General features: G+C 33.0%; 17 protein-coding genes. All 17 read right to left on the bottom strand.

The window, feature by feature from the left end:
* Positions 1 to 2 precede the first annotated feature (2 nt).
* Entirely contained in the window at positions 3 to 1,415 is a 1,413-nt protein-coding gene (locus ACGF7G_RS01325) for a mannose-1-phosphate guanylyltransferase/mannose-6-phosphate isomerase (protein WP_387463042.1), read from the bottom strand.
* Between the two features lie 17 nt (positions 1,416 to 1,432).
* Positions 1,433 to 2,572, bottom strand: a complete 1,140-nt coding sequence (locus ACGF7G_RS01320) for a glycosyltransferase (protein WP_387463041.1) — start codon at positions 2,570 to 2,572, stop codon at positions 1,433 to 1,435.
* Entirely contained in the window at positions 2,550 to 3,878 is a 1,329-nt protein-coding gene (locus tag ACGF7G_RS01315; protein WP_387463039.1) for a hypothetical protein, read from the bottom strand. Before ACGF7G_RS01315 ends, ACGF7G_RS01320 begins: the two co-directional genes overlap by 23 nt.
* Before the next feature lie 13 nt (positions 3,879 to 3,891).
* Positions 3,892 to 5,139, bottom strand: coding sequence for an oligosaccharide flippase family protein (locus tag ACGF7G_RS01310; RefSeq protein WP_387463037.1), 1,248 nt, complete (start codon positions 5,137 to 5,139; stop codon positions 3,892 to 3,894).
* On the bottom strand, positions 5,132 to 6,316 hold the full coding sequence (locus ACGF7G_RS01305; protein ID WP_387463036.1) for a hypothetical protein: 1,185 nt from the start codon (positions 6,314 to 6,316) through the stop codon (positions 5,132 to 5,134). Before ACGF7G_RS01305 ends, ACGF7G_RS01310 begins: the two co-directional genes overlap by 8 nt.
* Positions 6,306 to 7,454, bottom strand: a complete 1,149-nt coding sequence (locus ACGF7G_RS01300; RefSeq protein WP_387463034.1) for a hypothetical protein — start codon at positions 7,452 to 7,454, stop codon at positions 6,306 to 6,308. The genes ACGF7G_RS01305 and ACGF7G_RS01300 overlap by 11 nt, the downstream gene beginning before the upstream one ends.
* Positions 7,455 to 7,467: 13 nt before the next feature.
* On the bottom strand, positions 7,468 to 8,214 hold the full coding sequence (locus ACGF7G_RS01295) for a DapH/DapD/GlmU-related protein (RefSeq protein WP_051769559.1): 747 nt from the start codon (positions 8,212 to 8,214) through the stop codon (positions 7,468 to 7,470).
* Positions 8,215 to 8,249: 35 nt separating this feature from the next.
* Positions 8,250 to 9,299 (bottom strand): pseudaminic acid synthase, encoded by a 1,050-nt coding sequence (gene pseI / locus ACGF7G_RS01290; RefSeq protein WP_387463033.1) that lies wholly within the window; start codon positions 9,297 to 9,299, stop codon positions 8,250 to 8,252.
* Between the two features lie 5 nt (positions 9,300 to 9,304).
* Positions 9,305 to 10,807, bottom strand: coding sequence for a UDP-2,4-diacetamido-2,4,6-trideoxy-beta-L-altropyranose hydrolase (gene pseG / locus ACGF7G_RS01285; protein WP_387463031.1), 1,503 nt, complete (start codon positions 10,805 to 10,807; stop codon positions 9,305 to 9,307).
* A gap of 1 nt (position 10,808) precedes the next feature.
* Positions 10,809 to 11,495, bottom strand: coding sequence for a pseudaminic acid cytidylyltransferase (gene pseF / locus ACGF7G_RS01280; protein ID WP_387463029.1), 687 nt, complete (start codon positions 11,493 to 11,495; stop codon positions 10,809 to 10,811).
* Positions 11,496 to 11,499: 4 nt separating this feature from the next.
* On the bottom strand, positions 11,500 to 12,255 hold the full coding sequence (gene hisF, locus ACGF7G_RS01275) for an imidazole glycerol phosphate synthase subunit HisF (RefSeq protein ID WP_387463027.1): 756 nt from the start codon (positions 12,253 to 12,255) through the stop codon (positions 11,500 to 11,502).
* Between the two features lie 2 nt (positions 12,256 to 12,257).
* A complete protein-coding gene (gene hisH, locus ACGF7G_RS01270) occupies positions 12,258 to 12,872 on the bottom strand; it encodes an imidazole glycerol phosphate synthase subunit HisH (RefSeq protein ID WP_387463026.1) in 615 nt (204 codons plus the stop codon).
* A 6-nt stretch (positions 12,873 to 12,878) separates the two neighbouring features.
* Positions 12,879 to 14,033 (bottom strand): N-acetyl sugar amidotransferase, encoded by a 1,155-nt coding sequence (locus ACGF7G_RS01265; RefSeq protein ID WP_387463024.1) that lies wholly within the window; start codon positions 14,031 to 14,033, stop codon positions 12,879 to 12,881.
* Positions 14,034 to 14,043: 10 nt separating this feature from the next.
* Positions 14,044 to 15,207 (bottom strand): UDP-4-amino-4,6-dideoxy-N-acetyl-beta-L-altrosamine transaminase, encoded by a 1,164-nt coding sequence (pseC, locus tag ACGF7G_RS01260; protein ID WP_387463023.1) that lies wholly within the window; start codon positions 15,205 to 15,207, stop codon positions 14,044 to 14,046.
* 8 nt (positions 15,208 to 15,215) lie between these two features.
* Complete coding sequence (gene pseB / locus ACGF7G_RS01255; RefSeq protein ID WP_387463021.1) at positions 15,216 to 16,229, bottom strand: UDP-N-acetylglucosamine 4,6-dehydratase (inverting); 1,014 nt, start codon at positions 16,227 to 16,229, stop codon at positions 15,216 to 15,218.
* 949 nt (positions 16,230 to 17,178) lie between these two features.
* Entirely contained in the window at positions 17,179 to 18,132 is a 954-nt protein-coding gene (locus ACGF7G_RS01250; protein ID WP_387463020.1) for a DMT family transporter, read from the bottom strand.
* A 319-nt stretch (positions 18,133 to 18,451) separates the two neighbouring features.
* Complete coding sequence (locus ACGF7G_RS01245; RefSeq protein WP_387463019.1) at positions 18,452 to 20,329, bottom strand: polysaccharide biosynthesis protein; 1,878 nt, start codon at positions 20,327 to 20,329, stop codon at positions 18,452 to 18,454.
* Positions 20,330 to 20,334: the final 5 nt, after the last annotated feature.

Below are 20,334 nucleotides of genomic sequence, written 5' to 3'. Positions count from 1 at the left end.
TATCATTTATCCTTGAGTTTATTTTCTATACGAATCACATCATCTTCAGACAAGTAAGCTCCTGAATGTACTTCGATTAACTCTAATGGAATTTTTCCAGGGTTTTCGATGGAGTGTGGTACACCAATTGGAATGTATGTGGACTCGTTCTCAGTCAATAAATAACTTTCGCTACCATTGAATACTTTCGCGGTACCTTTGACGACGATCCAATGTTCTGCCCTATGATAATGTATTTGTGTTGTAATATGTTTATTTGGTTTGACGATGATATGTTTTACATGGAACCTATCGCCTCGAGCAATCTCATCATGTGAACCCCATGGTCGTAAAACTTCCCTATGTTGTAGATACTCATCTCTATTTAGTTTTTTTAATTGATGAACAATTTTTTTTATATCCTGTACCTTGTTTTTTTGAGCTACAAGAACAGCATCTTTTGTTTCTACAATAACAAGGTTATTTACACCAACTGTAGCAATAAGTTTGTTTTGCGAATATATATAGCTATCAATTGTTGATTCGGCAAGAACATCTCCAAAAATAACATTACCATCTTTATTCTTAGTTGATACGTTCCATAGTGCTTCAAAAGAACCAACATCATTCCAACCTGCATCCATAGGTACGACAACTGTATGCTTAGTTTTTTCCATGACTGAATAGTCAATTGAACTTTCAGGACATTTACTGAATGACTCTGGGTTTATTCTAATAAAGTCTAAATCAAGTATTGAATTAGCTAAGGCATCATCGCAGTGTTTATATATATCCGGCTGATAATTCTTTAATTCTTTCAAATAACTTTCAGCTTTAAATAAAAACATGCCGCTATTCCAATAATAATTATCAGTGGCCAAGTATTCTTTGGCCTTATCAATATTAGGCTTTTCGACAAAGGCATCCACAGTGAAAATATTTTCGGAAATAGCTGCTCCTTTTTTTATGTACCCATAACCTATTTCAGGGCTGGTTGGAACAATACCAAAAGTTACTAATTTTTCTTCGCTGGCAGCAATAATCGCATTTTCGATAGCATTAATAAAAGCTTGTTCATTTGTAATAACATGGTCAGCCGCTAATATAAGTAAAAAAGGGTCATCATATTCTTGAATAGCTTTTAGAGCGGCTAATGTGATGGCTGGGGCAGTATTCCGCCCTTGAGGCTCTAATATAATACCATTGTGAGAACTATTGCATTGCCTCAATTGTTCAGCAACTATAAAACGGTGAGCTTCATTACATATAAAGAGGGGATTTCGACAAGTTAATTGACTGAGTCTAGCCACAGTCTCTTGCAACATAGTATTTTTACTAGTTAAATTAATGAATTGCTTAGGATACAACTCGCGGGATAGAGGCCATAATCTACTACCGGAGCCACCAGCTAATATAACAGGAATAATATTTTTCATACAAACCCTACGGCTGATTAATTTTTATTCACTATATTGTGATAAAGTGAATTAATTGATTTTGTCATAATAGGAAGTGAGAATAATTTGACATATCGTTCTTTAGCTCCCTTGCCTAAAGAGGTTAATAAATTATCATCATGTAAAATTGTATTAATCGTTTCTACTAAGGCAGAAGAGTCTTGAGGAGGACAAACTAAACCACTATGCATGTTTAAATTTACCCATGGTACCCCGCTGCCGATAATGTTAGTAGATACAACAGGGATACCAAGTGACATTGCTTCTAGCTGGGCAACACCGAAGGCCTCTGACTTCTCAATGGAAGGAAAGCAAAATATATCAGCAGCATAATAGTAACTGGCCAAGTCATCATCAGAAACACGACCAATAAGGAAAACTTTATTTTCTAAATTGAGGTCAGATATAAGATTATTATATTTAGGGGTATCAGGACCTATACCACCAATTAATATGACTGTTTCATCTGATATTTTAGGTGCCGCATGCAATAAAAACTCGAAGCCTTTATAATAAACATGTCTGCCTAGTGTAAAAATTATTTTTTTATTTCTATATTTTTCCTTGATGGTAAGAACTAAATCATCATTAACTTTATCTTCTAAAGAGTTTATGCCAATAGGAATGATGTCGCATTTATCCTTAAAGCCGTTTAATTGCTCAGAAGATTTTAAATAAGACTCGGATGTTACTATTATTTTATCTGCTCTAGATAGTAGCCAATTAAGTAGAGGTGTGTAAAGCAATAAGGATTTTTTTTGTTTAATAATGTCACTGTGCCAATGTATAATTAATTTTGGCATCTTAATTTTACGCGCGAATAAAAATGAAACAAAAACAGCTAAATTAGCTAATGGATTAGGTAGATGTATATGTATTATATCACAGCACCTATACTTAAACATATTGTAAATATATCCAGGTGAGATGGATGTAGAGAATAAAGAGAAAACTTCTTTGGAGCGTATTATTTTTATTCCATTTATCACTTCATGCTTAGGTAATTTTTGTGAGTCACTAGCAATTACTATTACTTCATTATTATCAACTTCAATATTTTCCGAAATATCAGATACAACGGATTCAATTCCCCCTGAATAGGGTTTGTAGTATTTACTGAGCTGTATTATTTTCATGGGGCTGAAGTTCACTTTTATTAAAGAATTTGTTTTTTATTGCGTTTGTTATATTAAGGATGTTTTCTTGGGATATACAGTAATTACTATGTATAGGGTCGGATATTAAACCCAAAAAAGAATTTCCTCTAATATTAGCTATTAGTTGATATTTTGAATAAGTAGCAGGGATATGTAAAATGTTACTTTTTTCTAAAATAGAAACATTAGGGTAACCAAGTAATACAGTGTTTCTCTCGGTAATTATTTTTTTGTCTGCAAGTATAGACTCTATACCAACAGTACCTGTAACAGTATATACTGTATTTATTTGGTTAAATATTTCATCCATATTAACTGAATGGGATAAACAAACCACATTATTTAATTGATCAATGGTTTCTAATAGCTTGTTATTTATTTCATATTTTGATTTTGGGTTTGGTTTTATGACAATAATGTTGTCTTTAGGGATGGCGTCAGATAGTCGTTTCAAATTTTCGGCTTGATCATTGAACGGATATCCCCATACATCAATATTGGATTCAGGTTGCATTTGTAATGGGTATAAAACAACATTACTCCAATCTTCAATTTTATTCTTATCGACTGCGTAATTCGATTCCCAAATCTCGATGTTTTTCCTTAATAGCTTGTTTAGTTTTATTTTTTTTATGGGTGATGGAGTGTTGTATTTCTCACCATAAATCCATGACAGTAAAGATGTAAGGTTATTTAATAACAATTTTAATTTAAAAGATAGGTAATTTAACCCCGTTGGTTTTTTCATATAATCAGGGACATGCTTTCTTTCAGAAATTGATTCAGTTAGTTTTATATCATATTCTTGAACATCAAATTTTTTGTTATTATATGGAATTAAAGTTCCATTTTTATAAAAAGAAAAATGACCAACAGGATAACGCGAAGATGACGGCGTAATAAATAGAATATTCAATTCATTACATATCTTGGCTGTAATTAATTCATGAAATAATGTGCACTCAGAGAAAATTATAGATGGCCTTAATTTAATTAGATGCTCTTTTATTTTCTCATAGTAATAATTATAATGTAAACCTCCGTTATTATATAAATAGTTCCCTCTATCCATTTTATAAATGTCTTCTAAGATAACTTTCCTATCGCTAGATAGATTGTTTTTTTTTGGGAAAGGAATGTATAAATCAATACCTTTGGGTCTTTTGAATAGTTTATTTTGGATAATCCAAGATATTTTGGTATTAGGGAAATCGGATTTAAGGCTATTTGCTATTTTAGACCATAAGAATGTTTTATAACGGTTCTCGATAAAAACTATATTCAAAATTCCACCTCAATTAATTTTTTCTACAAAATAATTTTCTGTAAAGAAATATAGGAAGAATGCTAGTTAGCATCATCCAACATAGGGACAATATCATTGATATAAAAACTATATCAATTGGCTTTAATTCTAGTGCGAACGATGAATGCATTAGCTCTAGAAAATAGAAACTGAGAACATAAACAAGCAATGCAGTGATATGTGATTTGAAAATAATTTTATCTAGATTTATAGAGTATAGGACATAATGAGCCATTAGGGATATAGTATAAAAAATAACTATAAAGTATATATAATTCACTAGTGAATAATTTTCTATAAAAATTTCGTTACCAGTTATTGATACTACATACTCACTGATAAAGAATATACCTATGTTGATAACTAAACTCATAGCTAGAGTGCTAAAAATTAATTTTTTCAACGTTAAACCAAATTGTTGAAATTTATTTTGATTGAAAAATTTTAGCAACCGCTGATAATAAAATGAGAATAGCAAAGGTTCCAAAAAGCCAAGTATGCTCATTGTTAGTGTTATATAAAAAACATATATCCCAACAGTTTCATCATCAGAGATGGATTTGAGTAAAAATCGATCAAGAAAAAATATTAGCTTGAAGGATATGCCAGCAAAAAAAATTGGTAAAGCAGAGGTAACACCTTTGATTATATGTGATTTCAGTACTAGGCTAGGTTTAAATTTAATTTCATTATTTAAATGACTTATCGATATTAATAATGACAAGGTAATTCCAAATAACCAAAAATAAAATAGCAATATGACATCTTTATAATCTGTTAAATATAAAAAGGCAGCGTATAAAATAGCCCAAAAACCCGACCTAATGAAAAGTAATACGCTAACAACTTTCTGTTTTTCATTATAAATCAAATAGCGAGATACTTCTTGATTTATATGTTCAATTACTAGTACCAAAAATAATAATATCAAATATCTTATAGGAAGATATTCTAGACCACAAAAAACAGCAATAAAAATAAAGGATACTAAATAAAGCACTAGGTATAATGCCATTTGATTTGTAATTATAAGACAAGTGTTTTTTCCTTGACTTAATTGCCTTTGAGCAAATGTATAGTAATCTAGGCCTACAAATAATATTGCGATATTTATAAATGAAGTAGCAAGGCCATATATACCAACATCACTAGTAGACAAGAGTCTTGCAATAACAAATAGTAATATAAATTTGCAACCAATAGATGCCGCTCGTAAGAGTAAGATAATTAATTTATCCATTGGATTTTATTTTAGTTATAGATATTAAATATATGATATAGGTCATCACTATTTGAATTAGCCCCATACCTCCATATAGATAATTTTCAATTGGTGAAAGTATAAGTATTATTAGGAGCATAAAATTAATAACTCCTATTTTTTTTGATAAGATGATAGATAATGAGTTAAATGAAAAAATAAGAATAAAAATAAGAATTCCAATACTAATACCAAAATCATAAAATAGTGAACCAAAAATTGTTTGATATACACCAGCTCGAATATTCTCGGATAGGATCAAATCATTGTAATAGCCTTTATCACAAAGTCCTGCAGTACAAAACTCTGAGATTAAATATATAGGGCCATTTGAACCAAAGGAATATTCATGTGATAAAAGGTATACTAGTTCACCAATGGAGTGTGCCAGATAATGAGTCAGAAATATTAAGGGGTATAAAAAACTAGCATAATGGTTCAAAAATTTTAGGGTCGTTTCATTTATCCCTACAACTTGCGTTGATATAGTATTTTGAAGATGGATTTGCCAAGAAAAAATGCCATTTAGCCTAGTTGTGGTTGTATAATCAAAAATTATTAAAAATCCTATTATCAAGAAAAGTAACGTAAGAAAAGTTTTTCCATTAAACTTATATTGTTTTTTTCTTGTTAGTAAGTATATTAATATTAGAAATATAGGGACATTTCTAGTACCTACAAAGATAAAATCTATAAGCAAAAATGCGATAATAGTAACATTGCATAGTAAGTAAAATTTTTTCTGTAAGACTTCCTTATTAGCAAAGAAATATAGAATTGTAGCTGGGTAGAATAGGATGCTTAAATAACTGTACCAACCACCTTTCCCCGCAATTTCAGAGTTTCTTGATAATGTGAGCCCACCTTGTAGCCATTCTTGAATATAATCGTACCTGCTTATTAGTTTTCCTAATGCGCCAAGAACTAAAAAGAAGAGTAATTTATTAGCGTTTATATTAAATAATGACAAAGTCATTGATGATTTTTTAATAATGAAAAAATTTAAAAATATAAAAATATAAAGTAGTAAAGAGGTTAACATTACACTAGATGTTGGTGCTGTAGTAAATAATATTAAGTGTATTATTTGAATTAAAAATAGCAAAATAGCAAAATAATACATTCTATTTACAATGATTTTTCCGTTATTCATCATAATAAAACTTTCTCGATAATAGTTTCACCCGCATTTCTTTTTCTTTTTCATAGACTACGAGATGTTCATCTCTATTAAATTTTTGAATAATATTGATTATTTCAGACTCACTTTTTGCAAATTTTATAGATTGAAAATCGAATATTTCCTTGATACTGGATGGAGATTCTTGAAGAATATTATTATCATGTTCGGTGTCAGAAAAAATAGGAATTATAATTAAAGATCTTGATAGTAATGACTCATAGAATGAAAGAGAGTTGAAAGCTACGACAATGTCATTATTTACTAAATAGTCAACAACATCACCGTCAACAAAATTTAAATTTTTAGATAATTCCCCCATTCTTTTCTTGTATTTTTTTGCAACGGTTAGATTTTTGTACTTTACAGTAATATCATACTCATAACTAATCGCGGATAAACTTATTAAAATACTACTGAAAGTTAATGGGGCTAAATAATCATAATCAGGAAAAGCAAGATATAGTACCTTCGTTTTCCCTGTCGTTTTTATCAATTGCTGCTTGAAACGGTTAGAGATATTCCTTAAACGAGGCATTACTATAGGAGTTGGCAATGCAGGGGGAGGGGTAAACTCCTTTAAAATATCATAGGCGGGGGGGCCGTAAACGAATAAATGATCAAACAAAATAGGATTTTTGATACTACGATAAATCTTTTCACTAACAGATTTCACATATTCAATTGTATAATTTTCATGAAAGTATGCACTATAGCTGATATTACTACTAGGGCTAGCTGTTGAATGAAACATGCAAACCTCAAAGTAATCTACTCCTCCAAAAATTACATTTATTTTCTTATTATATTGGGCTAATTTTTTCTCCCAAATATAAATTATTTTGCTTAGAGTATTATTTACATATTTTCTATGCTCTAAACAAATAATTTGTTCTAGACATAAATCAGAAACTAACTGTTTAAATAAAATACGCAAAATATTAGAGTTAACTATGACTGACTGGCCTTGGTCTGTTTTTATAAAATAGCGAATATCGTGCTTAAATGTTCCACGTGAAAAATAAATATTTATATCTTCATTTTTATTTGCTTCTTTAAATATAATATCCAAGTATTCTTTAAATATTTTTTCAATAAGTTTCTTTTTGAGCATCTGATATACCAATTTATCTTTTATGTTTTTTATTTAATATTAATTCTGGGTTTTTTTCTCTTTTTATCTTAGAGTATTTATTGCATACTTGCTCATACGAAGAAGGTATAAATCGCAGTGGTTGGCAAACATACAAACCAGAATTTTTTAAGGATGTTGAAACAGTTGAATGAGCTCCAACATTAATAGAATTATGAATTTCTACGCTAGGCATTATGACACTTGCAGAACCAATATATACGTTGTTACCAATTCGGATAGAGCCATCTACCCTTGCTCTGTCCGAATTATATGGGTGGTGTACATAACCATGAGTCCACAATTGAGATGCTTCTCCCCCTATCACTGTATTATCACCAATAATAATTGGTCTTGTACAATCCAACAAATGTCTTGATGTTACTTTAGAGTTTTTTCCGATTCTTAAAATCGAGTGACCCCACGAGATTGGATCTGGAGCCCTTCTAATCTTGTTTATATTTCCGATACAAGCTTTCTCGTTCATATAAACATAAAAAGGGCCCTTAATATAATTTAGTTTCAATATAGAGGCTTTCTTTTTGAGTTTAAGGCCTTTTACTGAAATAAAATTAAAACTTCCAATAAAAGAATTCTCTTCTATGTCTATATGTTTGCTTAAAATAAAAGAAAAACCAACTTTTGCAGTTCTATGTATATTGCATCCAAAGATGGATAAAATTTTATTTTTTAACCTTATAGGGGGGAATAATAAAAAAATGAATGCATTAAGTAAAATCATAATTATTTTCTTTTGGTTATTAAGCAACGTTAATATTAATTAATAATATCAAACTTAAGTGCTGTTCCTGCCTTTATATCGATATTTGCATGTTTACCTAAGACATCTTCATAATATTTTGGTGGTAAACCGAAACCAGGACGAATGCTCTTTATGTTTTCTGGTGTTAATTTTTCACCTTTTGTAATGTCTCTTACTGCGTATAAAGAGCGTCTAAATTTAACATTGCCTTTTTCAGATTCAGTTTTTTCATAGTTAACATTACCTAATGATAACCATGCTGTTTTTGTGTCTTTACATAGTAATTGTAGTTCTTTAGGTTCAAGCGAGAAACTATCATCAGCTCCACCACCATTTCGATCTAAAGTAACGTGCTTTTCGATCAAGCATGCACCTAATGCAACGGAAGCGACAGCTGTTGCATTATCAATTGTATGGTCTGACAAACCTGACAATACATTGAATTTTCTTGATATATCACTAATTGTTCTTAAATTATACTGATCTGCAGGCGCTGGATAACCACTTACACAATGTAAAACAATTAATTCTTCGCACCCATTCTCTCTTGCTGTGTTTATTGCTTCTAAAATTTCATCTTCATTCGCCATACCTGTTGATATGATCATGGGTTTTTTGGTTTGAGCAATTCTTTTAATTAAAGGTAGATCTACAATTTCAAAAGATGCAACTTTATATGCTGGTGCATTCAATTCCTCTAAAAAATCAATTGCAGTAAAGTCAAAGGGAGAACTAAAGATAGTAATACCTAGTTCTTCTGCTTTTTTGAATAGTGGAATGTGCCATTCCCAAGGCATATATGCGCTTTTATATAATTGATAGAGTGTTTGTCCATCCCATAAACCTCCATTAATTTGAAACTCATCTGAATCACAATTCATGGTGATTGTATCTGGAGTATATGTTTGTAATTTAATTGCATCGGCTCCAGCCTCTTTAGCTAAAGTCATTATTTTAATGGCTCTATTTATATCCCCATTGTGATTAGCGGAAAGTTCAGCGATAATATATGGTGGCTCGTTAGGTCCGATTTTACGTCCATTAATAGTAATATAAGATTTCATAATTTTCACTTAATAATAGGGGGTCTTAAAAATTTGTTTTCCGAAATTCTTAAATAATTGGATTTTTCAAACAGCTTCTGCGAGGCTATGTTCTCAGGCTTCACTACAGCATGAATAAAAATATTAGGATGAATTGTGTCTAATATTCTCAGTGCTTCATTGGCATAACTATTGCCATAATATTTTGGAGCTATAAATATAGATATTATATAATTTGATGGTTTTTCTCTGTCTAATCGAATGGTACCAACAGGTATATTATTCTTTACATCTTTGATTAAATAGAATTTATCCGTAAGGCTTTTGAGCTTATTCGCCATCCATAATTTATGCTCTTCCCAAGTTGGTATGCTAGTATTTAGTGCATATTTTCGAGTATTGGGATGTTGCTGCCATTCATAAATTAATGATATATCTGATAGTGTTGCATTTTTTAATTCAAGTAAGCTTGCTGAATACAGCTTCTGTATTTCCCTTGTTGCTCTATATATTCCTAACCCATCACAAAGCTTTATATTTGCATCATAAAATGATAACCAGTTCAATATTAACTCATCAAAGGCAGCTAAAAATTTAGACTGTATTTGATCTATTTCTATACAGATAGCGGCTTTGTTTAATTGTAGCTGCTTGCTATTTTCTTGTTGATTTTCAGCTTGAGGAATTATTATGCTCGGTAGGCCAAGACATGCTCTTTCTGCCGCACTTGTTCCTGGTGCTCCAATAGCTACATCATGACTTAACATGAGGTCTGCTATATTTGGTGAAAAGTCAATGTGTGTTATCGATGTATATAGGGCGCAAAAGTCAGCAACTGTGTGGTAATGTGGCGCTCTTGGACTTAATAGAACCGTAATTTTTACGCTAGCATGAATGTTACCGATCATCGCTTTTAGTATTTTTAGCGTAACATTTTCTTTATCTATACCGCCCATAGAAACTAAAACATTAATTATTTGCTTTGGTGGCTTTCGATTGAGAGCAAGTTCTCTAGCTTGTGAGAATTGTTTATTAAGTAATGCATAGGCGCTACCAGTTATAATTTTAAAATGTGGTTGATACTCATTGCCACACCTAGATATTGTTGAATCTATTATTAGATCAGCTGAATGCTTTCGAATTAAATCATCAATAGCTACTATTTTGCAATTAAGTTGAGCACGTACTTTTTCGTGCCATTGGTAATCAATACCATAGTGGTCAACGATGATAATATCAGCTTGGGTAACATGTTGCAGGAAGTCATCAGCATCTTGATGAACAGAACGTAGGAGCCAGCCTAAGTAATCAGCATCATGCTTTGGCGGATTTATGCTTTTTGGTGATGATAGCGGGAGAACAGAGTACCCTCTTTCTTTTATAAGATCTATCATATCTCCTGGTTGAGGTATAGAAGAAAAAGAGACTTGATGGCCAAAGAATTTCAGGCTATCTGATAATGCAAGGCAGCGCATAATGTGGCCGCTACCAATCCAAGTTGATGCATCTGCGCGTATAACAATTTTCATATTATTTATTTACAATGCTAAAAAGAAGCTTTGCGTATTCCCAATCATCATTCGTGTCTATATCTTGAGCGCGGTGTCTAGGAATCAAAACAGCTTTTGAGTGAGGTAAAAAGATAGGTAATTTCTTCTTGAACGCATCTGCTTTCCCCCAATAAAATTGCCCGGCGTCATGATATGCTTCTTCTAAATCTTGAGAGCGTACTTGTTCATTCCCAGGCATAAACATACTAACATTAAACTCGTGATCAACTTTCAGCGCACGTTGTATTGGAAATGCAAAGCTAGTTGCACTGAATGCATACATGACATTCTGGAGTTGAAGTAAATCTAACCCACGGGCTAAATCTTTAGCATCAAGAAAAGGGGCTGTAGCATATATACAGCAAGCATCGGATACTTCCCATTTTTGCTGCTCACACCAAATTAATGCATGCTGAATGACATCAAGTGTTGTTGCATGATCATCAGAAATATTTACAGGGCGAATGAATGGCACATCAGCACCATACTGTTTTGCCACATAGGTAATTTCGTTATCATCAGTAGATACAATTACTTTATCAAAACATCCTGAATTTATAGCTGCATGTATTGAGTAAGCAATGATGGGTTTTCCATGAAAATCTTTAATATTTTTTCTTGGAATTCGTTTACTACCACCTCGAGCAGGGATAATAGCTAGTCTCATGCAATTAGTTCCTTACGCTGATGCCATTACTTAGTAAAAACTGCTTAGCTAAATTTGGTGTCTGCTCTGTAAAATGGTAGATGGCAGAAGCAGCTATTGCATCAATACCTGTTTTATCAAATGCCTCATACATATCTTGATAGTCTTTTATTCCCCCTGCTCCAATGACAGGAATATTTACAGTATCTGCCGCTAATTTTAACAATTGAAGGTCACACCCTTGTAACGTACCATCAAATTCTATTCTGGTGACTAATAATTCACCAGCACCAAATTGCTCAACCATTTTTGCAGCATCAACTAGTGTATAGCTAGTCTCGTTCTTACCCGAATGAGTAAAAATTTTGTATTCATTGTTAATCAATTTCACATCAAGGGAAACAATGAGGCACTGACTACCAAATATTTCAGCTGCTTCTTTTATTAGGCTGGGGTTGGTAATTGCAGATGTATTTAAAACAACTTTATCGGCACCTAATAAGAGAATTTTTCGGATCTGTTCTACAGTAGATATGCCTCCACCGACAGAGAATGGCATAAAACATTCATTTGCTATATCACAAATTAATTGATAGTCAGGCTCTCTACCTTCTGAAGTGGCTTTAATATCGAGAAAGACTAGCTCGTCAACATTTCTCATATTATACACTTTGACTGTTTGCATAACTGAGCCAGTACGACGCCAAGAGTTAAATCCTTCACCTTTGACTAGGCCAAAGTCAGAATAAAGCATAGTTGGAATGATTCTTCGTTTTAGCATGCTTATAGCTCCAAGAAGTTTTTTAATAGCTTGAGGCCATATTGTTGGCTTTTTTCAGGATGGAATTGTGTTCCATAAATATTATCCTTATGAACAGCGCATGTAAATGTTTCACCATGTTGAGTCTGTGCGATAGTATGTATCTCGTATTGTGTTTTAAAATAATAGCTATGGACAAAATAAAAATCAGAATTAGAAGGAATGTTGGTAAATATGGGAGACTCTAGGCTGTAACTAACTGAGTTCCAACCAACATGTGGAACTCGTATATCTTTTTTTTGTGATTGCAAGTGAGATACCGTTCCTGGAATTAGATTCAATCCCTTAGTTTTTCCATGCTCTTGGCCTTCTGTAGCTAAAATTTGCATTCCAAGACAAATTCCTAGAGTTGGAATTTTATCCTCTAAAGCCGACTGAATAATTGCGGCTTCAAGGCCACGGCTTCTTATTTCAGTCATTGCTTTATTGAAAGAACCAACACCAGGCAAGATAATTTTATCTGCAACCATGATATCTTGCGCAGTTGATGCGATTTTTGAATTAAAACCGCAAGCAGAAATAGCTCTTTTTATAGAGCCAATATTCCCCATTCCATAATCTACAATATATACCATCATAATCAATTAATTATCATAGTTGATTTTTATTAGGTTACCTTTCGCATCTCGAATCAAATTTTCTTGGCGATCAGTTTTAAATAATTTTTTATTTGTAAACCTATCACAAATTTGGTCAAATTCCTCTTTAGTTATATCTATTTCGTTCAATATGCTTTCTAGTGGGCGTTTTAAATAAACAGATGGATAGTTTCCATCGTTTTCTTTTAAAAACTCAACAATATCACTTCTCTCCAAACGGCCTCGCCTAATATGATTATTAGCTTGATCTGTTGATCTTCCAAATCCATATTTTAAATATTTGAAGTAGTCATGTATGCGATGATAATAGTTATCTAAGTTCTCATAGTTTACGAGACTGCCTTCAGTTGGAGTTGGATAAGTTTCAAATCCATAAGCCTGCGCAAGTAAAGTATTATTGTATCCATCCCAAGGAAAGTAGTAACCAAGGAAAATACCTGTCACTTTAACTCGTTTTAGCTCATCATCTGAAGGATAAAAATATGGAATTAAGTTATTTCTTGTGATTCCATCTTGGCCTATAAGGTCTGCGACTCGCATGCCTAACATCCCACCAAATTCTTCCAACCATCTACGGTCTAGTATGTTATTTTCAGCTGCTGAAGCTGGTCCTCCATACTCATGTTGAGAGTTTTCCCCCCAAATAATTAGTGGAATATTCTTTTCTACAGCGACTTGAATTGGGATAGTAAAAATAGTTACATGTTCAGCCCATTGAATGTCACCCACTTCTCGGAGTGCTAAACGGGATAGTTTGCGGCGAATTTTTGGATTTGGTGTAACATTAATATGATCAACACCTAAGAGCTTCAAATTTTCTAAATTACGCCGACCAATTTCAGATAAAGAATCTGTTTCGGCTGTTACACAAAGAGGGTTAAGTCCAGTTTGTAGCACTCGTATTACTTGATAAGTACTATCTTTGCCACCACTTACAGGTATAATACAGTCATAATTTGAACCATCAGTAGATTTATATCTATTGGTTATTTCTATAAATTCTTTTTTACGTTCTTCCCAATTAATCTCACTACGAGATTCGTAATTAATACATGCACTACATTTACCTTCATCATTAAACCAGATATCTGGTTTAGTTTCTGGATACATACAGGTGTTACAGTATTTGATTTTCTTCATGTTATGCCTATTAATTAATTTTAATGATTTGTTTCAAGCAGTTAACAATTTTAAGTTGCTGCTCATTGCTCATTGAATGAAAAATTGGTAAGGATATTGCTTCTTTATAGTAATTTTCTGAATTAGGAAAGTCACCAAGTTTAAACCCTAGTTTTTTATAGTAAGGCTGAGTATGCACAGGTATGTAATGTAAATTTACACCAATGCCTTGTTCTCTTAACTGGTCAAAAACCTCTTTGTGAGATAGAGATATTTTATCTAATTGTAGCTTGATGACATATAAATGTAATCCAGAATAAGTATTTTCGAGCTGGTATGGTAAAGTGATAGGTAAATCAGCTAATAATGTATTATATTGAAAAGATAACTTATGTCTCGACTCTACAAACTTATTTAGTCGCTGGATTTGAGAAATACCTAATGCAGCTTGGAGTTCAGTCATTCTATAATTAAAACCAAGCTCAATTTGTTGGTAGTACCAATCTCCATGTGTCTCGCCTTCCATTTCAGATGGGTTTCTTGTAATTCCATGGCTGCGAAATAATGCCATTCTTTCTGCGAGTTTTGGATCATTTGTCAGTGCTGCTCCGCCTTCTGCTGTGGTGATTATTTTTACAGGATGAAAGCTAAAAATTGTAATATCAGAAAACTCACAATTCCCAATAGGGCTATTATGATACTTCCCACCTATAGCATGAGATGCATCTTCTATTATTTTGAAACCGTATTCTTTAGATAGTTCATATATAGCTTCCATGTCACATGGTTGACCGCATAAATGAACAGGAATAATAATTTTAGGGAGGCGGTTTTCAGATTTAGCTTGCGCAAGTTTTTCGGCTAATTTTTTCGGACAAATGTTATATGTTTTGGGATCTATATCTACAAAGTCTACTTGAGCCCCGCAGTATAAGCCACAGTTAGCAGACGCAACAAAAGTAATTGGCGACGTCCATAGCCAATCATTTGGGCCTAGGCCTAATGCTAGACATGCAATATGTAAAGCGGAGGTGGCGCTATTAACTGCTAATGCGTAATTAGCACCTGTATGCTCAATTAATTTTTGTTCAAACGCAGGAACTTTAGGGCCTTGAGTAAGAAAATCTGATTTTAATACATCAATGACGGCATCTATATCTTGCTGACTTATTTCTTGCTTTCCATATGGGATCATTTTATCTCTCACACAGTGAAGTTAGGGTCAACATGAGTTTTAATTAGCGCACGTAAACTCTCTATTGATTCCCATTCTGTATTAGTTCCAGAATTGTATTTAAATCCAAATGGCACTTTTTGGGCATTATGGTGCTTTAAGTAATCCTCTTCAGTATAGGTAAATGAAACTGATGGTAAAATGGCATAATACTTACCAAAGTCTATAGTATTTAATGCGTCAGTATCTGTTATCATTTCTTCATGTAATTTTTCGCCAGGGCGTATTCCTACAATTTCAATTTTGCTATTTGGAGAAATGGCTTTAGCGATATCAATAATTCTATATGATGGGATCTTAGGAACAAAAATTTCACCACCTAAATGGTTTTCTAAAGCATACATAACCATATTTACTCCATCTTGGAGAGAAATATTGAATCGGGTCATTTCTTCATGAGTAATGGGTAATATGTTATCTGCTCGTTTATTTAAAAAGAAAGGAATTACAGAGCCTCGAGAGCCCATTACATTACCATAACGCACGACACTGAATTTACTGTTTTTTGAGCCTTTAATGTTATTTGCGGCTGTGAATAGTTTGTCGGATGCTAACTTAGTAGCGCCGTACAAATTTATAGGTGCACAGGCCTTATCTGTAGATAAGGCAACTACATCATTTACGCCACACTGAAGAGCTGCTTGAATAACATTTTCTGCACCATCAATATTAGTACGTATGCACTCAGTAGGATTATATTCAGCAGTATCAACTTGCTTGATTGCGGCAGCGTGTATAATAACATCAACGCCTTCACAGGCTTGAATCATGCGGTTACGGTCACGAACATCCCCAATAAAAAAACGTAATTGAGGATAAAGGGGGGTAGGGTATTGCTGTTTGAGCTCAAATTGCTTTAACTCATCTCGAGAAAATATAATCATTTTTTTAACTTGGGGGAATCTATCTAAAATTGTTTTTACGAATTGTTTTCCGAACGAACCTGTTCCGCCAGTAATAAGTACTGTTTTATTATTTAACATATTGAATTCCTATTAATTTATTTAATCTAAAATTTTTCTACCAGTTACAATTTATACTATAGATATCTGAATCAAGTAAAAGATATCTTATTGAGATATTTTAATTCCCTCCTCTAATGGTGAATCATTACGTTATATCAATAACATTTACTTAGTGAGGGAGGGGATACAGTGGTAGGATTGTTAACTTTACAGAATCAATCTTTGTTAAATTGAATAAAAATAATAAATTAATATAATTTTTCTTCATAAATGTTTGTACAATAAGCATGAAAGATTAACTATTTTAAAAACGGTATTTAGTTGCGATAGCTTTAGCTTTTTTTAATTGATGAGTATAACTAAGGTATAAATATCCATAGCTACCGCACTAGGTTTTTGGCTCCCAGGACGCCTATAGAATTCTCTAATCTTATCCACCATATTGATTTTCCAGTACTTTTATCTGTCGTAACAAAAAGTAACGGGGGATAAGATTTTGTAACTATTTTGGGGGAGAATAAACTGTAAGCTTCCCCGGGTCAAGCTTAATACGCTGCTTGTTTAATTAATTGATAAAATAAGGCGGCCAATCAGGGGTTTTGATGGTTTTTTGTTAGAATCGTTTCTGTGATTGGATTTGAGGTTATTTACTGGGTGAGAGTCAAGTTCGGTAGACTTAAGAAGGATTCAGTTAGCTGTTTAATTAAATGAGGGTGTGAAAATGTTATCTTTTCTGATCTGTGGGGATGCTTTGAAGGGTTTAGAATAATATAATTTTTTATTAAGTTCTTTCTCCTATATCATAATCCTGTGTTTTTGGAGTAGAGCCATTCAGTTCAGTACATAAGGCATTTCCTCCATTCAATGTTGTCCACAATGATAGTCCGCTATTTATACTTCCTATTTTTCTAGAATATTGGTTAACTTTAACACCATTACATTGTGAAGAAATTCTTTATAATTTTATTCACTTGAGGTCCAATATTAATTTTTTGATATTACGGGGGTTGATGGCGGTTAAGAATGAGCCTAAAGAAACGCCGATACATAGGATGAATAATTTTATGGATATAGATTCATCCAGAAGGAAGTAAGCAAAGAATATTGCCCAAACGGTGTAGGTGATGTTTAAAGCCATCGCACGAATGGGTTGGAGTATGCTGATTGCTCGATAGTAGAAGAGGTATGATACGGTAGTTGTCAGTGAGGTTATTAGTAGCAGGCTGGATAGTGTTAAACTTGAGAAGATGTGTATTGCATTAGGTAGTGAGAATATGAAGGTTATGATAAGGATAATATAACCTACCGAAGAGGAGAGTTGTCTTATAAAATAGGCGATGTCAGCCGGGATGTTTTTGTTCATTCCGTAGGAGCTGATAACAACTTCAGATCCCCAGCCCAATGCGCAGATAAAGGCAAAAAGGAAACCTGTCCAGTTAGATATTGTTTGGGTTGTTGTTGAATAGCCTAGTATTATGGTACATACAACGGCTAATATTAGGCCTAATGTTCCTATCAGGTGAATTTTATCTTTAAATAGGCAGAATGATATTAGAGAACCAATGGCAGGGTAGGTTGCAGCAATAATTGCTGTATAACCAACACCAATATGTTGAATTGCCAGGATATAACAAGACATGCCTATTGGGCCACCCAGCATAGCGGCCAGTACGATTATCCAGTATTTTTTATTCTTGGTGATGGCGATTATTGTCCGATATTTTTGTTGATATAATAGGTATATAAACATGTATGCACATGAAATCAGGTCATTTAAGAAGGCAATGATTATAGGAATGAGGAAATAAGAGGAAAGAGTGTTGCTTTTTAATAAAATAGCTAAAAGAACACCAGTGAGTCCCCAAAAAATACCAGAGAATAATCCATAGGCATTGGCTGTTATTTTATGGTTTGCGAGCATAGCTATTTGGATACTTTTTCATAAGTTTATCGGCTCATATTAAGAAGTTAATTCCATAATTTCTATTTTCCTTTTTTGAGGCTAGAATTGAAGGAAGTATAATGCATATGATATATCCAATGATGAGGTTTTTGTTGGCTTGTTATTTTAATTTTTTGAATTATATGATTTTTAATGACTTGTATGTTAAAAATTTTATAGGATTGTTGTTTAGCCAGATGGTTAATGTCGGCAATATGGCTTTCAGTCGGCTCTATGACATGAATATATTAACAGATGCTGTGTATGAGCGGATGTAGCCGGTGAGAAAGCGTCGATGCTATTTTAAAAGATCGTAAGTACAATCTTCTTTGGGTTGAAACTCAATAGGCGCATTAATAAGAGTCTTTCTGATGTTTTCGAAATCATAATTTTCGCAAGATATCTTTAAGTCATTTAATAATGAATCTAATTTATCCCAAGGTAAAAATATTTCGTTTGCCGTCATTATCCTGGGGTGATTGGTGATAGAAACGTTATCACCAATGAGTAACTCTTCATAAAGTTTTTCACCTGGTCTTAATCCTGTTATTTTGATTTCTATGTCACCATGAGGGTTGGTTGTATCTTTAACTGTCAGGCCAGAGAGGTTAATCATTTTTCGGGCAAGGTCATAAATTTTTACTGATTCGCCCATATCCAGAACAAAAACGTCGCCGTTGTTACCCATCGCTCCTGCCTGGATGACTAATTGGGCGGCTTCTGGGATAGTCATGAAGTAACGTGTGATATCTTTGTGAGTTAGTGTTATTGGTCCACCATTTGCCATTTGTTGCTCGAAAAGGGGTACCACTGAGCCAGATGAGCCAAGTACGTTGCCGAAACGAACCATCGAGAATTTTGTATGGCTGTTTTCTTTAGCAAAGGCTTGCAGTATAAGTTCTGCAAATCTTTTTGTTGCTCCCATTGTATTGGTCGGGCGGACAGCTTTGTCGGTAGAGATTAATACAAATTTTTCAACTTTTTGCTTAATTGCTGCTTGTGCAAGTGAGAGTGTGCCAAAGATATTATTATTTATACCCTCCAGTGTGTTCATTTCTACCAGTGGGACGTGTTTATATGCAGCAGCATGGTATATTGTGTTAATATTGAATTTGTTTATGATTTTGTTTATTTTTTCTGAGTCTTTTATATCACCTAGAATTGGAATGATATTTATATTGAGATCTCTTTCTAGATTTATTTTTTGCAGATCCATTTCTATTGAGTAAAGGCAATACTCTGTTAGCTCAAATAATATTATCTGAGATGGTGACTGGTTGATGATTTGTCTACACAGTTCAGATCCTATTGAGCCGCCAGCTCCTGTAATAAGGACGTTTTTATTTTTGATGTTTTTGCTGAGTAAATCTTGTAATGGGTTAACTTGTTCTCTTCCTAGCAGATCGTTAATAGAAACCCGTTTTAGTGAGTTTATTTGGGCTTTTCCTTCAACCAGATCGTTGAAGCTTGGAATGGTGAGTATTTCACAATGTTCTTTTTGAAGTCTTTCAAGTATTTTTTTTCTATCAGATATTGATGCACTAGGTATGGCGAGTAATATTTTCTTTATGTTATATTTTTCTACTAAAGATGTTATTCCTCCTGGAGGGAAGACATAAACTCCATGAATAGATAAATTATGTAATTTAGTGTTATCATCAATAAAAGCAATAGGATTGAACTCTCTATGCTCTCTTAATATCGGTAGAAGTTGCCGGCCAGATTCTCCTGCTCCATATATAATTACTGGAGAGCCTTTATCTTTTAATAAATTACGCAGTGTCCTGTATAAGAATCTTGTACCACAGAGTGATATTACTAGAAAAGAGAAGTAAATAATCGGTACAGTTCTGGGTAAGAATGCCTGTTGATATAAGGAGAGTGCTGCTAGTAATAGAGAAGATAGAAATGAACCGATAATAGCCCATTTTAATATACTCATATTAACGTATTTTATTATAGATCGGTAAAAGCCAATTTTTAAGAAAATAAAGAGCGTGCAGGGGATGACAAATATAATAACTAGCCAATGTTGTAAACTAGAGATTGGCACTTCTCTATCAAGACGTAGCCACATACTTAACCAGTATGAAATACTGATCATCAGTATATCTACTGCCAGGAGAGTTATGGTTTTTATTAATCTATCTTGGCTAAATACTATTCTTTTATTCATAATTT

The organism is Photorhabdus sp. RM323S, from assembly GCF_042879375.1.
GTDB classification, from domain to species: domain Bacteria; phylum Pseudomonadota; class Gammaproteobacteria; order Enterobacterales; family Enterobacteriaceae; genus Photorhabdus; species Photorhabdus tasmaniensis.
Note: the sequence above shows the minus strand (reverse complement) of the source record. Positions and strands in the feature narration are given on the sequence as shown.

Coding starts and splice junctions, on each gene's coding strand:
- ACGF7G_RS01325 (WP_387463042.1), bottom strand. CDS start 1,415: ATGAAAAATATTATTCCTGTTATATTAGCTGGTGGCTCCGGTAGTAGA.
- ACGF7G_RS01320 (WP_387463041.1), bottom strand. CDS start 2,572: ATGAAAATAATACAGCTCAGTAAATACTACAAACCCTATTCAGGGGGA.
- ACGF7G_RS01310 (WP_387463037.1), bottom strand. CDS start 5,139: ATGGATAAATTAATTATCTTACTCTTACGAGCGGCATCTATTGGTTGC.
- ACGF7G_RS01305 (WP_387463036.1), bottom strand. CDS start 6,316: ATGATGAATAACGGAAAAATCATTGTAAATAGAATGTATTATTTTGCT.
- ACGF7G_RS01300 (WP_387463034.1), bottom strand. CDS start 7,454: ATGCTCAAAAAGAAACTTATTGAAAAAATATTTAAAGAATACTTGGAT.
- ACGF7G_RS01295 (WP_051769559.1), bottom strand. CDS start 8,214: ATGATTTTACTTAATGCATTCATTTTTTTATTATTCCCCCCTATAAGG.
- pseI (WP_387463033.1), bottom strand. CDS start 9,299: ATGAAATCTTATATTACTATTAATGGACGTAAAATCGGACCTAACGAG.
- pseG (WP_387463031.1), bottom strand. CDS start 10,807: ATGAAAATTGTTATACGCGCAGATGCATCAACTTGGATTGGTAGCGGC.
- pseF (WP_387463029.1), bottom strand. CDS start 11,495: ATGAGACTAGCTATTATCCCTGCTCGAGGTGGTAGTAAACGAATTCCA.
- hisF (WP_387463027.1), bottom strand. CDS start 12,255: ATGCTAAAACGAAGAATCATTCCAACTATGCTTTATTCTGACTTTGGC.
- hisH (WP_387463026.1), bottom strand. CDS start 12,872: ATGATGGTATATATTGTAGATTATGGAATGGGGAATATTGGCTCTATA.
- ACGF7G_RS01265 (WP_387463024.1), bottom strand. CDS start 14,033: ATGAAGAAAATCAAATACTGTAACACCTGTATGTATCCAGAAACTAAA.
- pseC (WP_387463023.1), bottom strand. CDS start 15,207: ATGATCCCATATGGAAAGCAAGAAATAAGTCAGCAAGATATAGATGCC.
- pseB (WP_387463021.1), bottom strand. CDS start 16,229: ATGTTAAATAATAAAACAGTACTTATTACTGGCGGAACAGGTTCGTTC.
- ACGF7G_RS01250 (WP_387463020.1), bottom strand. CDS start 18,132: ATGCTCGCAAACCATAAAATAACAGCCAATGCCTATGGATTATTCTCT.
- ACGF7G_RS01245 (WP_387463019.1), bottom strand. CDS start 20,329: ATGAATAAAAGAATAGTATTTAGCCAAGATAGATTAATAAAAACCATA.